The organism is Desulfosporosinus fructosivorans (assembly GCF_004766045.1).
Lineage (GTDB): Bacteria > Bacillota > Desulfitobacteriia > Desulfitobacteriales > Desulfitobacteriaceae > Desulfosporosinus > Desulfosporosinus fructosivorans.
Map to the genome: position 1 here is coordinate 23,797 of NZ_SPQQ01000016.1, position 12,576 is coordinate 36,372.

At 44.2% G+C, this 12,576-nt stretch carries 12 protein-coding genes; all 12 read right to left on the minus strand.

Annotated features, from left to right (window positions below; genetic code table 11):
- Nucleotides 1-11: 11 nt before the first annotated feature.
- The 12 genes from E4K67_RS25945 to E4K67_RS26000 all read right to left on the minus strand — a co-directional run bounded on the left by E4K67_RS25945 (nt 12) and on the right by E4K67_RS26000 (nt 12,363).
- Nucleotides 12-767 carry a polysaccharide deacetylase family protein gene (locus E4K67_RS25945; RefSeq protein ID WP_135552077.1) on the minus strand — a complete coding sequence of 252 codons (756 nt, stop codon included), beginning with the start codon at nt 765-767 and terminating at the stop codon, nt 12-14.
- 91 nt (nt 768-858) lie between these two features.
- The gene (locus E4K67_RS25950) at nt 859-3,006 is read right to left on the minus strand and encodes a polyribonucleotide nucleotidyltransferase (protein WP_135552079.1); all 2,148 of its coding nucleotides are present in this window, start codon (nt 3,004-3,006) and stop codon (nt 859-861) included.
- Between the two features lie 244 nt (nt 3,007-3,250).
- Entirely contained in the window at nt 3,251-3,517 is a 267-nt protein-coding gene (gene rpsO, locus E4K67_RS25955; protein WP_135552081.1) for a 30S ribosomal protein S15, read from the minus strand.
- A gap of 171 nt (nt 3,518-3,688) precedes the next feature.
- Entirely contained in the window at nt 3,689-4,615 is a 927-nt protein-coding gene (locus E4K67_RS25960; protein WP_135552083.1) for a bifunctional riboflavin kinase/FAD synthetase, read from the minus strand.
- Between the two features lie 72 nt (nt 4,616-4,687).
- Nucleotides 4,688-5,653, minus strand: coding sequence for a tRNA pseudouridine(55) synthase TruB (gene truB / locus E4K67_RS25965; RefSeq protein WP_135552085.1), 966 nt, complete (start codon nt 5,651-5,653; stop codon nt 4,688-4,690).
- Nucleotides 5,637-6,620 carry a DHH family phosphoesterase gene (locus E4K67_RS25970; RefSeq protein WP_135552087.1) on the minus strand — a complete coding sequence of 328 codons (984 nt, stop codon included), beginning with the start codon at nt 6,618-6,620 and terminating at the stop codon, nt 5,637-5,639. Before E4K67_RS25970 ends, truB begins: the two co-directional genes overlap by 17 nt.
- Nucleotides 6,610-6,987, minus strand: a complete 378-nt coding sequence (rbfA, locus tag E4K67_RS25975) for a 30S ribosome-binding factor RbfA (RefSeq protein ID WP_135552089.1) — start codon at nt 6,985-6,987, stop codon at nt 6,610-6,612. Before rbfA ends, E4K67_RS25970 begins: the two co-directional genes overlap by 11 nt.
- A 24-nt stretch (nt 6,988-7,011) precedes the next feature.
- Nucleotides 7,012-9,855 (minus strand): translation initiation factor IF-2, encoded by a 2,844-nt coding sequence (gene infB, locus E4K67_RS25980; protein ID WP_135552091.1) that lies wholly within the window; start codon nt 9,853-9,855, stop codon nt 7,012-7,014.
- A gap of 44 nt (nt 9,856-9,899) precedes the next feature.
- Nucleotides 9,900-10,196, minus strand: coding sequence for a L7Ae/L30e/S12e/Gadd45 family ribosomal protein (locus E4K67_RS25985; protein WP_135552093.1), 297 nt, complete (start codon nt 10,194-10,196; stop codon nt 9,900-9,902).
- The gene (rnpM, locus tag E4K67_RS25990; protein ID WP_135552095.1) at nt 10,193-10,456 is read right to left on the minus strand and encodes an RNase P modulator RnpM; all 264 of its coding nucleotides are present in this window, start codon (nt 10,454-10,456) and stop codon (nt 10,193-10,195) included. The genes E4K67_RS25985 and rnpM overlap by 4 nt, the downstream gene beginning before the upstream one ends.
- A gap of 4 nt (nt 10,457-10,460) precedes the next feature.
- A complete protein-coding gene (gene nusA / locus E4K67_RS25995; RefSeq protein WP_135552097.1) occupies nt 10,461-11,861 on the minus strand; it encodes a transcription termination factor NusA in 1,401 nt (466 codons plus the stop codon).
- A 43-nt stretch (nt 11,862-11,904) separates the two neighbouring features.
- A complete protein-coding gene (locus E4K67_RS26000) occupies nt 11,905-12,363 on the minus strand; it encodes a ribosome maturation factor RimP (protein WP_135552099.1) in 459 nt (152 codons plus the stop codon).
- Between the last annotated feature and the right edge of the window lie 213 nt (nt 12,364-12,576).

The window sequence follows — 12,576 nt, forward strand, 5'->3', positions numbered from 1 at the left end:
CTTCTAATTCTTTATGAGGTAGTATTTCCGATCTGGCTAAATGTTATTAGTCCATCTAGAGTTTGGAAACTAAATCCATCTCGAGTCAATTGATCGAGAATGACAGGCAAGGCTTTGACACTATTGGCTTTAGGATGCATTAATACAATAGCACCAGATTTATTGGGTTTTATCCCAAACTGTATTGCTGGGTTGATAATACGTCTCGCGATAATCTCTGGCGTACTATCTGCTCGCCAATCGACAGTATCTAATGTCCATAGAATCGTCTGATAGCCCAAGATTTCGGCAGCTCGAAGCCCAGAAGCACCTTTTTCGCCATAGGGCGGTGCATACAAATGTGTCTTTTTTTCAATAATTCCCTCAATAATGCTTTCCGTCTTTTTGATTTCTTCTTGGTTAGTGCCGATGGAGAGCTTATCAGGATGTGGATGAGAATATCCGTGGTTTTCGATTTGGTGGCCTCTGTCTGAGATTATTTTGAGCAAATCCGAATTTTTTTTGGCCCAACGCCCCGTGACAAAAAAGGTCGCGCGGGCTTTACCTTGATCTAAAGCATCTAACATTGCTGGGATATACTCTTCGCCCCAATCCACATTAATCGTTAAAGCTATAACCAGCTGATCAGTTTTGATTTGATCGATGGGTTTTGAGACAGGAACATCGGATGAGCTAATCCAATGTTCTGCAACAATCCCTACAAGCAACAGAAAGAAAATCCCGACCAACGAGTGTATTCGTCGCGAGATTTTTAAGTTAATGAACATTTGCGTCCCCCCCTCCCTAACCTTTATGCGGGCAGGGGAACTCACAGACTTGGTACGACCCATATAATATTAGTATTTTGTTCTTGATTGTTTAGAGAATAGGTGGATTATCCTTACGTTCGTTTGGCATTGCATCTTTGCGAGATAGATTCAACCTGCCTTGTTTGTCTATAGCTGTTGCCTTGACCATAATTTCATCCCCAGCCTTCACTATGTCCTCCACCTTTTCAACGCGTTCATGAGCCAGTTGCGAAATATGCACTAAGCCTTCTTTACCAGTGAGCCCTAAGACTCCCGGAATGACCTCCACGAAAGCGCCAAAATCCATAACACGTGTTACTTTACCCTTATAGATTTTGCCTACTTCAACTTCTTGGGTTAGCGCTTGGATAATCTTTAAGGCCTGCTCGCCGCCATCCCCACCAACCGATGATATAAAGACGCGTCCATCATCCTCGATGTCAATTTTGACTCCTGTTTGCTCAACAATCTTCTTGATTGTTTTCCCGCCAGGTCCAATAACATCCCGAATCTTATCTGGATGAATCGACGCAGTGATAATTCTAGGCGCATAAGTAGAAAGTTGAGCGCGCGGTTTATCTATAATAGCTACCATTTTATCCAAGATAAAGAGCCGGCCTGCCTTGGCTTGGGTTAAGGCTTTCAGCAAGATTTCTCGAGATACACCCTTTATTTTAATATCCATCTGCAAAGCAGTGACGCCTTTGCTAGTACCGGCCACTTTGAAATCCATATCTCCGAAATGATCTTCTAAGCCTTGGATATCAGTAAGGATCGCGATGTTATCCCCTTCTTTGATGAGTCCCATTGCAATGCCTGCTACAGGTGCTGTGATAGGAACACCTGCATCCATCATCGATAAGGTACTTCCACAAACTGAGGCCATCGAGCTCGAACCATTAGATTCTAAAACCTCAGAAACCAAACGAATCGTATATGGAAATTCGTTTTCATCGGGGAGAACAGGGGTCAAAGCTCTTTCAGCTAAAGCACCATGCCCTATATCCCTGCGAGATGGTCCACGCATCATTTTAATTTCCCCAACACTGTAGGGTGGGAAATTATAGTGATGTATATAACGCTTAGACCTTTCAAGACCTAAACCATCCAGTATTTGTTCATCTCTTGCTGCCCCCAGCGTAGCCACTGTTAGCACTTGAGTTTGTCCACGTGTAAAGAGCCCCGTTCCATGGGTACGTGGTAGAATTCCTACTTCGACACTGATCGGACGCACTTCATCCACTGCCCGGCCATCTGGACGAATATGCTCATCCGTGATCAATTTTCTAACAATCAGGTGCGTAATATCTTCCAAGATCCTCTTGATTGCTTTAGAATCCTCTGGGAATTCAGCTTCAAAATAGCTCAGGGCTTCTGCTTTAACTGCATCGATCGCACCCTCTCGAGCTTTCTTCTCTTCGACACGCACTGCCTCATCCAATTTAGTATACGTATAGGCTTTAACAGCTTCCACAAGTTGATCTTGTATTTTGGTTAGCTTTAGCTCATCTTTTTCTTTAGCTAATCCCATAGCCTTGGCTTCTTCACGATAGTCTTCTATAAACTTAGCAATCTTTTTAACTTCTGCATGCCCAAACATTATCGCTTCCAATATTTGATCTTCAGGTACTTCATGGGCGCTGGCTTCCACCATCATAACCGCGTCTACTGTTCCTGCTACTGTAAGAAGCATTCGACTTTTCGCAGATTGATCAATGGTTGGATTAACAATGTATTCTTCTTCAATTAGCCCAACTGTGACAGCCGCAATAGGACCTTCGAAGGGAATGTTCGAGATGGTTAATGCTGCGGATACTGCATTGATTGCTGTAATATCTGTCGCACAGTCTTGATCAACAGACATAACCGCTGCAACCACTTGAACTTCATTACGAAACCCTTGTGGGAACAACGGACGAATTGGACGGTCAATTAAACGAGCAGATAGAGTAGCTTTCTCACTCGCCCTTCCTTCACGTTTAATAAATCCACCTGGAATTTTGCCTGCAGCATACATACGCTCTTCAAACTCAACGGTCAAGGGAAAGAAATCTATTCCCTCTCGGGGTAAACCGCTGCCTGTAGCGAACGCAGATACTACTGTATCCCCGTACCTGAGAAAAATCGCGCCACCCGCTTGTTTACCAATTTTCCCAGTTTGGAAAGTCATGACTCGCCCTCCAACTGTGATTGACTTTTCAAGTATTTGCTGTTTCACGATGGAACCTCCTTAAAACTTTTCAATCCTTCTATTCATATTTCTTCTTCGACATTTTATTATTATTTCCTGCAAATTGCATAATAAAACTCTTCTCAAAGAATAATCTTGATTAGACTATTACATTTTTACGGATTATTGAAAAAAATAGTCTTATATGTATACAATGTGATTCCCTTTACACTATTCTTCAAATAAAGAAGCGGATCATTTTTGATCCGCTTCCCGTTGCCTTTACATTGAGTTATTTCCGCAGACCGAGTACAGCAATAAGATTACGATAACGGTCGAAATCAACATTTTTTAAATATGTCAGTAATGCCCGTCTTGAACCAACCATTTTCAAAAGACCTCGTCGGGAGTGGTGGTCTTTCTTATGCGTCTTAAAGTGTTCTGTCAAATACGTAATCCGTTCAGTGAGAAGCGCAACTTGTACTTCTGGCGACCCTGTGTCCCCTTCTTTTTGGGCATGCTTTAGGATAATTTCTTGCTTTCTCTCAGGTGTCATCATGATAAATTCCTCCATTTTTTTTATAATTCCCGACTGCCCAGGTTGACGTTGGAGCCTCACTCAATCCGAGTCAGTGGGACCTCGTAGTTTCTAAAATAGTATACATGTTAATAATGTTTTTGTAAAGGTAAGGACAGTCTGCCAACCGTAAGGGGCTGGATGCATTTGCCCCTACACTAAGGTTTCTCTCAAGATCTGTTCTGCTTTAACCCTGTCTTTATTCAGCTGCATCAAAAGTTCATTAATACCATTAAATTTACGCTCATCACGCAATCGCTCAACAATGTGCACCATAATCTCACTTCCGTATAGATCCCCGCTAAAATCAAAAAAATGAACCTCAACCATTGTAGTATATAAATCGTGAAAAGTTGGCTTCATGCCAATATTCATCATCCCTGACACACGTTTTCCATTTAAATCGGCCCAAACCGCATATACCCCTCGCTTTGGTACTAAATAGTCTTCTTCAGGCAGTATGTTAGCCGTCGGGTAACCCAGTTGACGGCCGCGTTCCTCCCCGTGTATGACAGTTCCACGAAGACAAGGAGGGCGCCCTAACAAAGAACTAGCCAGGATAATATCTCCGTGAAGTAGTGCTTTACGAATGCTGCTTGAAGAAATCACGCGGCCGCCAATACTTTGCGCCTGAAGTACACTAACTCCAAATCCATGTTTCTTCCCTAAGGCCTGAATCAACTCGGGATTTCCTCTACCTTGAGCACCAAATGAATAATTGAAACCGACCACAACATGAATTACCCCTAGCGGAAGAAGTATTTTCTCCACAAACTGTTCTGGGGAAGTATTCGCCATCTCCCTAGTAAAGGGTAAATGGTAGACGGTTTGGACTCCAATCGCTTCTAAATATGATAATCGCTCTCTAGTTGTCGACAATAGCTTTAGCTCCCGTTCGGGAAATAACACCTTGAGCGGGTGAGGCTCAAAAATTAAAACCGAAAGCCCTACACCTAGACGCATAGCTTGTCCTAATCCATGCTCAAGCAAGCGACGATGCCCCAGATGTACTCCATCGAAATTACCTAACGCTAATACACAGGGCTCTTTGTTTGTAGGCAGACTTGTTCGAACTTGCACGGATTTGACCTCCTAAGTGAACTTGTTTAAGCTAAAGCTGAAATATCGGGACTTTCGATAGGGGAGTAAGTATCATCCAAGTACCTTGTGTGGAAAAAGGCTTTCATCACGCCAGACCCCAATTCCAATCAAATTTCCGTCCTCAAATACCTGGACAGAGGGCGAATTCGATAATCCATCTTCAATGTTCGATATTCGAACGCTAGACTTCATTTCGAGCTTCGCACCACGATCTACGAACGATGGGTCGCCTTCGGAAGGCGTATAAACTAGTTCACGCTTGGTAGGCAAGCCATGACGAAAAGCATTTGCGCGATCAGCTGATAAGTTTACCCGTGGTAGATCGATTCCAGCAGTCAGCGGAAGTAAGAAGTCATATTTTGACTTTTGTACCGCCTCTTCGATTTCCTCAAGTGTCCAACTCTCCTCTATCCTGAATGGCCCGGAACGAATGCGTAATAAATTAGACATATGTGCCCCACAGCCTAGAGCCTGTCCAAGATCATGACTGATTGTCCGTATGTATGTCCCTTTTGAGCACTCAATATCTAATGTCGCCCGTGGAAATTCCCCTTCATACCATTTTACCAGTTTTAAGTTATATATAAATACCTCGCGTGACGCTCTCTCAATCGTTAACCCTTGGCGAGCGTATTCATATAAGTGTTTTCCTTCTTTACGAACTGCCGAATACATTGGAGGGGTTTGAGATATTTTACCCAGAAAATTCGGTAGTACCCATTCTAAATCGCTCTGTTTCAAATCGGGTTTAGTCTGATGGACCTCTTTCCCGAACGCATCCTGAGTATCTGTCGTAACTCCAAACGTAACCTCGGCAAGATAAGCTTTCCCTTGTTCCGTTATGTATTCTGCTAAACGTGTTCCCTTACCGACGCAAATTGGCAAAACTCCAGCCACTCCGGGATCAAGCGTCCCTGTGTGGCCAATTTTTTTGGTTTTCAGTACTCTCCGCATCCAGACAACAACATCAGACGATGTCATGCCTGGTGGTTTAAGGACGTTAATGATCCCTTCCAATCCTTAACGCCTCCTCAACTGCGGTAGTTATGCTTTGTTTAGCCTCAGCCATCGGAATCCTAAGAGTACACCCCGCAGCACGCTGGTGTCCTCCTCCTCCGAACAAAGCAGCAATCTCATTGACATTCAGCCAAAGATTGGAACGCAGGCCCCCTTTAATTTCATGAGGGCTAAGCTCTTTCAGCAAGACTGCCACCTCAACGCCGGCAATACTCCGAGCGTGATTAACCAATCCCTCACTCATCTCTTGCTCTGCGCCGCTTTTCTGAAAATCTTCCGCGCTTAAAGTCATAATCGCCAACTGCCCATCTGCAAGGATTTCTAATCCGTTCAGGGCACACTGCAGCAACCGGATCTGAGCGAGAGGCTTTTGGTTAAATATGTTATGGTGGATAAGTGACAAATCCACACCAATATCTAATAGGTCTGCAGTCAATCGATGTGTTTGCGCAGTCGTATTGCTATACTCAAAGCATCCTGAATCCGTCACAATCGCTGTGTAAAGATTAGTAGCCATGTCTACATCGAATTCCACACCTAACCGATTTATAAACGTCACAGCAAGTTCTCCAACTGAGCTAGCATGCACATCGACCCAATTAAAGTCCCCAAAGAACAGATTTGAAATATGGTGATCTAAGTTAAGTACGGTACTGTCCTCCGGAATATCGGACCTAGACATGTTAACTCGCCCTAGGTCCGTACAGTCTACAAACAATAAGACCTTGGCTTGGGGACTAGGAAGCGCCTGACTTATCCGAGACGAGCCAGGTAAAAACGCTAAATAACTTGGTACGGGATTAGGATTATAAAGTGACACTTCTTTTCCCATTTTCTCCAAAGCTAAGCCAATCGCCAACATGGAGCCAATACAATCGCCATCCGGAGAAACATGGGAGAAAAGCGCCACCTTTGGCGCTTTTCTTATCACTTCGATCATTTCCTCAGGAGTGTTTTTATGAATCATGAGTTTCATCCTTACCTGCATCGTCAGAAACTTCAACATCCCTTAATAACTTCGCTATGTGTGCCCCATGTTCAATTGAAGGGTCGTATACAAAAACGATTGCTGGAACGTGTCGGAGTCGTATACGCTTCCCGATTTCACAACGTATAAACCCCGCTGCTCGATTCAACACATCCAAAGATGTTTTCCCTTCATCCTCAGTCCCCAGAACACTAATATACACTTTCGCGTGAGCCAGATCGCCCGCAACATCTACACTTGTTAAAGTTACAAATCCCAAGCGAGGATCTTTTAACTCTACCCGAATGAGTTGAGATATTTCTTCTTTGAGCGTTTCAGCCAAACGATTAGGTCGATGTTTTGCCATAGTTATCCCTCCAGGGCCGATTTACTAAAGTGTGCGTTTGACTTCCTCCATCACAAACGCTTCAATGATGTCTCCTTCTTTAAGGTCATTGTATTTTTCGATGCCAATTCCACATTCATAACCCTCGGCAACTTCTTTAACATCGTCTTTAAAGCGGCGAAGAGATTCCATTACCCCTTCATGAATTACGATACTATCACGGATAACTCGCACTTTCGCTGAACGGACAATCTTCCCTTCGGTCACCATACAACCAGCAACCGTTCCTGCTTTAGGGACTTTAAAGACCATACGCACTTCAACTTTACCTAAAACGACTTCTTTAAAGGTAGGATCAAGTAGACCAGTCATTGCCGCTTTAACATCTTCAATGGCATCATATATGACTCGATACAGACGCAAATCAACGCCCTCTAGCTCAGCCGTCGCCTTCGTATGGGAGTCCGGCCGGACATTAAAGCCTATAATAATAGCATTTGAAGCTGAGGCCAGCATAATATCATTTTTATTGATAGCACCCACTCCGCCGTGGATTGGGTTGACGCGTACCTCGTCTGTCGAAAGCCTAAGAAGCGACTGCCGCAATGCTTCAACTGATCCTTGAACGTCGGCTTTGATAATAATATTTAATTCTTTTATTTCACCCTCTTTGATTTTCTCAAAAAGGTCTTCTAAACTTACCTTAACGACGGTCTTTTTAGACTCTTCTACTTTACGCACTGAGATACGTGCAGACGTTATTTGGCGAGCTAATTTTTCGTCCGCGACAACATAGAATAATTCTCCCGCTTCAGGCACTTCAGATAAGCCATGAACTTCAACCGGCATCGATGGGCCTGCTTTTTTAACACGTTGCCCTTTATCATCAACCATGGCCTTAATTCGACCAAATGCACAGCCTGCCACCGCAACATCCCCGATATTGAGCGTACCCTTGGAAACGAGTACTGTTGCGATCGGTCCCTTACCTTTATCCAATTCAGCCTCGATGACGGTCCCTGCTGCTGCACGTTTCGGATTTGCTTTATAGTCCCGAACTTCCGCGACAAGAAGAATCATTTCCAGAAGTTTATCGATGCCTAAATTACCTTTTGCTGATACTGGAACGGCAATGGTTTCTCCGCCCCATTCTTCAACCACAAGACCGTACTCTGTAAGTTCTTGTTTAACTTTTTCCGGGGTTGCATTTTCTTTATCTATCTTATTAATAGCTACGATGATGGGAACATCAGCCGCTTTGGCGTGATTGATAGCCTCTATAGTCTGAGGCATAACTCCATCATCCGCTGCTACTACCAACACTGCAATATCTGTGACTTGTGCACCTCGAGCACGCATAGCTGTGAAGGCCTCATGTCCAGGTGTATCTAAGAAAGTAATCTTTTGGCCATTGACCTCAACTTGGTACGCTCCGATATGCTGAGTAATTCCACCAGCCTCCGAAGCCGTCACATGCGTAGTACGAATGCAATCCAAAAGCGAAGTTTTTCCATGATCAACGTGTCCCATTACAGTTACTACTGGCGGGCGAAAAACGAGGTCCTCAGGATCATCATCAATTTCTACAATAACAGCCATTGATTTTTCAGCTTTTACTTCAACTGTTACTCCCATTTCAGCAGCTAAAATTGTTGCTGTTTCAGCGTCCAACTCCTGATTAATAGTAGCCATGACCCCTAGCGTCATCAGGTGTTTAATGATTTCTCCCGCCTTACGGCCCATTTTAGCAGCTAAATCTTGTACTGAAATAGACTCCTGAATTACAATGTGTTTCGGCGAGGTGTCCCGAACTTCTTTCTTGGGACGCTTCTGATAACGGCTGCGATGCGGTGAACGAATCGCATTTTCTTTTTCCTTTTCTAATTCACGTTTCCGTTCATAGGCTTTGTCTTGGGCTTTCTTATTAGCAGGTGGCTGACGTTTGGGTTGCTCTGTGACCGTTGGAGTCGACGGAGCACCTACACCAGCTCGTGCAGGCATGCCGGGGCGTTGACCTTGCGACTGCCCTTGAAAGCCGCCTGGACGTGCGCCTTGTGGTTGTCCTTGATAGCCTGGTCGTGCACCTTGTGGCTGTCCTTGATAGCCTGGACGTGCGCCTTGTGGTTGTCCTTGAAAGCCTGGTCGTGGACCTTGTGGCTGTCCTTGGTAGCCTGATCGTGGACCTTGTGGCTGTCCTTGGTAGCCTGGTCGTGGACCTTGTGGCTGTCCTTGGTAGCCTGGTCGTGGACCTTGTGGCTGTCCTTGGTAGCCTGGTCGTGGACCTTGTGGTTGTCCTTGGTAGCCTGGTCGTGGACCTTGTGGCTGTCCTTGATAGCCTGGTCGTGGACCTTGTGGCTGTCCTTGATAACCTGGTCGTGGAGCTTGTGGCTGTCCTTGATAGCCTGGTCGTGGACCTTGCGGCTGTCCTTGATAGCCTGGTCGTGGACCTTGTGGCTGTCCTTGATAGCCTGGTCGTGGGCCTTGCGGCTGTCCTTCTATACCTGGTCGTGGGCCTTGCGGCTGTCCTTCTATACCTGGTCGTGGGCCTTGCGGCTGTCCTTCTATACCTGGTCGTGGGCTTTGCGGCTGTCCTTCTATGTTTGGTCGTGATTCTTGAGGACGTCCTTCTATTTCTGGACGAGCTAATTTCGGCTGTCCTTCTTGTCCGGATTCAGATGTAACTGGCCTTGCGTCTACAGTATTTTTCTGTTCAGAATGATCCAAATTTATCTCCTTTCCTTTCAGTTCTTTTCTTAAACGATCTGCATCTTTCTGCTCGACCGTACTTAAATGATTTTTCACATCTGTTCCAATAGCCACGAGTCTTGTCATCACTTCTTTACTACTAAAGTTCAATTCTTTTGCTAGTTCATGAACACGAATACTCATTTAACCACCCCCACATAATCGTCTCCCACATTACGCTCCAAGCATCAGCTCCTTGCTAGTAAAATAGCCTTAGCAAACCCTTGATCTAAAATAAGCACTGCTGAACGCGGTGAAAGTCCTATTGAATGTCCAAGTTCCATTTTGGTTCCCATTACTAATATCGGTAGCTTTAAGTCACCAGCCCACTGATCGTATTTTTTCTGAGCACCAGGGGCATCTTCCGCCATGATAAGTAGAAACCCTTTTCTTTTTTTCATCATCGCTTCGACCTGAGCATCACCAGTAGCAACTTTACTTGCTCGACGAGCCATCCCTATTAATGACTGGATACGTGTATTCAAGTAGAAATCTTCCCTTCCAGGTGCGCAAATACTTCCGGGTTAACATCAACTCCGAAAGCCTTCCGAAATCGATGTTCTTTAATCGCAGTTTGAAAACAGATTAAGTTGGGGCAAAGATATGCGCCACGACCATTCCGTTTTCCAGTTGGATCGAGTTCAACAGTCCCTTCGGGAGTTCTAACAATTCTCAAGAGCTCTTTCTTGGGCTTCATCTGTTGACAACCCAAACACATCCGCATCGGAACTTTTCGTGTCTTCATCCCCTTATCCCTTCCCTTTCTTCTTTTTCTCCTTAACGCTTATTTTTTCATCTGCTTTTAAATCCTTCACTATCTCACGTGGAGCTCTTTCAAGAACTCCTTCGGTAACTTTCTGAGTATCTTCGCTTATAGAAAAATCAGCATCATAGGCTTCATTGTTATTGTATGCATATTTTTCATCATCCGCTTGATTAATTTCGCCCACGGCATTTTCTTCATTTAGCAGAGTATGCCCGTTATCAATATCTTGTCCGTTTTCCTGATACTCCTGATAGTTGTCCGCTTCAATGAATTCATCATATTCCGAGTATTCTTCATACTCATTGTAGGTCTCGTACCCTTCTTCAATTCCTTGAGGAATGATATTAAGGGTGCTAGCTTGTGATTCACTTTTAATGTCAATCTTCCAACCCGTGAGTTTAGCAGCCAAGCGGGCATTCTGCCCCTCTTTCCCGATTGCTAAGGAAAGTTGATAGTCAGGAACCACCACAATTGCAACTTTCTCATTGATTTTAGGATAAACTCCCACAACTTTAGCTGGAGAAAGTGCATTCGCCACAAACTCTTGGGGATCTGTCGAGTAATTTACAATATCTATTTTTTCCCCTTTTAATTCTGTGACGATGGTTTGAACACGAGCGCCCTTCGGTCCGACACATGCTCCAACAGGATCAACATTTGGGTCACGTGAATAAACAGCAATTTTAGAGCGAGCACCGGCTTCACGTGAAACGCCCTTTATTTCAACGATGCCATCATGAATTTCTGGCACTTCCAGCTCAAACAAGCGTTTTATCAGTCCAGGATGCGTTCTGGACAACATAATTTGCGGCCCCTTAGTTGTTTTCTTGACTTCCACGACATATGTTTTAATACGTTCGAAGGATTGATATACTTCTCCGGGTATTTGTTCCTGAGCAGGAAGTACGGCTTCCACCTTCCCTAAATCCACAATTACATTTTTCTGTTCATATCGTTGGACAACCCCAGTCACGATATCCCCTTCGCGATTAACGTATTCATCATAAATCATACCACGCTCAGCTTCTCTTATACGCTGAACAACGACCTGCTTTGCCGTTTGAGCTGCTATTCGTCCGAAGTCACGTGGAGTTACTTCATATTCCACGATGTCTTCAAGTTGATAATTAGGATCGAGTTTTCGCGCATCCTCCAATCCGACTTGAGTGCGAGTATCCTCCACGATTTCAACAACGGTCTTGCGGGCATACACTTTAAACTCGCCGGTTAAACGATCAATAAGAACCCGTACATTTTGTAATGATCCGAAATTCTTTTTGTACGCGGAAATCAGCGCTGCCTCAATTGCCTCAAATAGAATCTCCGCAGAAATTCCCCGTCCTTTTTCTAACTCGTGAAGAGCCTCGATGAACTCCATATTCATTTTTCCATTTTCCTCCTCATTCTATAGTAACATAAAGAAAAAACTAAAAATCCAGTGATAAATGAGTTTTTTTCGCCAAGGCTCGTGGAATTGCCATACGCTTATTCTCATATTCCAAAACGATTTCATCGTTTATCAATCCTATCAGATTTCCAGAAAACTCCTTATACCCTTGGAACGGGGAAGTCGTATGCACCGTAACTAAACTTCCCTGAAAACGGATAAAGTCCTCTTCTTTTTTCAGAGGACGCTCCAACCCAGGAGACGACACTTCTAACATATATGCCTGTGGTATTGGATTTTTTTGATCAAGCATTTCACTAACCATATGACTTACTCCTGAACAATCATCCATGTCCACGCCACCGTCTTTATCAATATAAAGGCGCAAATACCAATGTGCGCCTTCCCTTATGTACTCCACATTCACTAGTTCGAGTCCCTTTTCTCTTACGAGTGGCTCGACTAGTAATCCTATCCGTTGTTCCATTGCCTCATCCATGTGAACTCGCTCCTTTAACTAGGGTAAAGTAAGTACTCTTTGTATTCTAACGAAGATGGTCTAGAGTTATACTAAAGACACGATTTGAACAAACGAAGGAGCGGGCTAGAACCCACTCCTTACCAACAATTACTGCAAATTTCCTTATACTAATATATCATATTCACAGGACATCTGCAACCTAGACCAAAACTTCTTTAACATAGAAGCAAA

Bases quoted from the DNA above. Each gene is read 5' to 3' on its own strand.
- E4K67_RS25945 (WP_135552077.1), bottom strand. From the start codon at position 767: ATGTTCATTAACTTAAAAATCTCGCGACGAATACACTCGTTGGTCGGG.
- rpsO (WP_135552081.1), bottom strand. From the start codon at position 3,517: ATGATGACACCTGAGAGAAAGCAAGAAATTATCCTAAAGCATGCCCAA.
- E4K67_RS25970 (WP_135552087.1), bottom strand. From the start codon at position 6,620: ATGATTCATAAAAACACTCCTGAGGAAATGATCGAAGTGATAAGAAAA.
- rbfA (WP_135552089.1), bottom strand. From the start codon at position 6,987: ATGGCAAAACATCGACCTAATCGTTTGGCTGAAACGCTCAAAGAAGAA.
- infB (WP_135552091.1), bottom strand. From the start codon at position 9,855: ATGAGTATTCGTGTTCATGAACTAGCAAAAGAATTGAACTTTAGTAGT.
- rnpM (WP_135552095.1), bottom strand. From the start codon at position 10,456: ATGAAGACACGAAAAGTTCCGATGCGGATGTGTTTGGGTTGTCAACAG.
- nusA (WP_135552097.1), bottom strand. From the start codon at position 11,861: ATGAATATGGAGTTCATCGAGGCTCTTCACGAGTTAGAAAAAGGACGG.
- E4K67_RS26000 (WP_135552099.1), bottom strand. From the start codon at position 12,363: ATGGATGAGGCAATGGAACAACGGATAGGATTACTAGTCGAGCCACTC.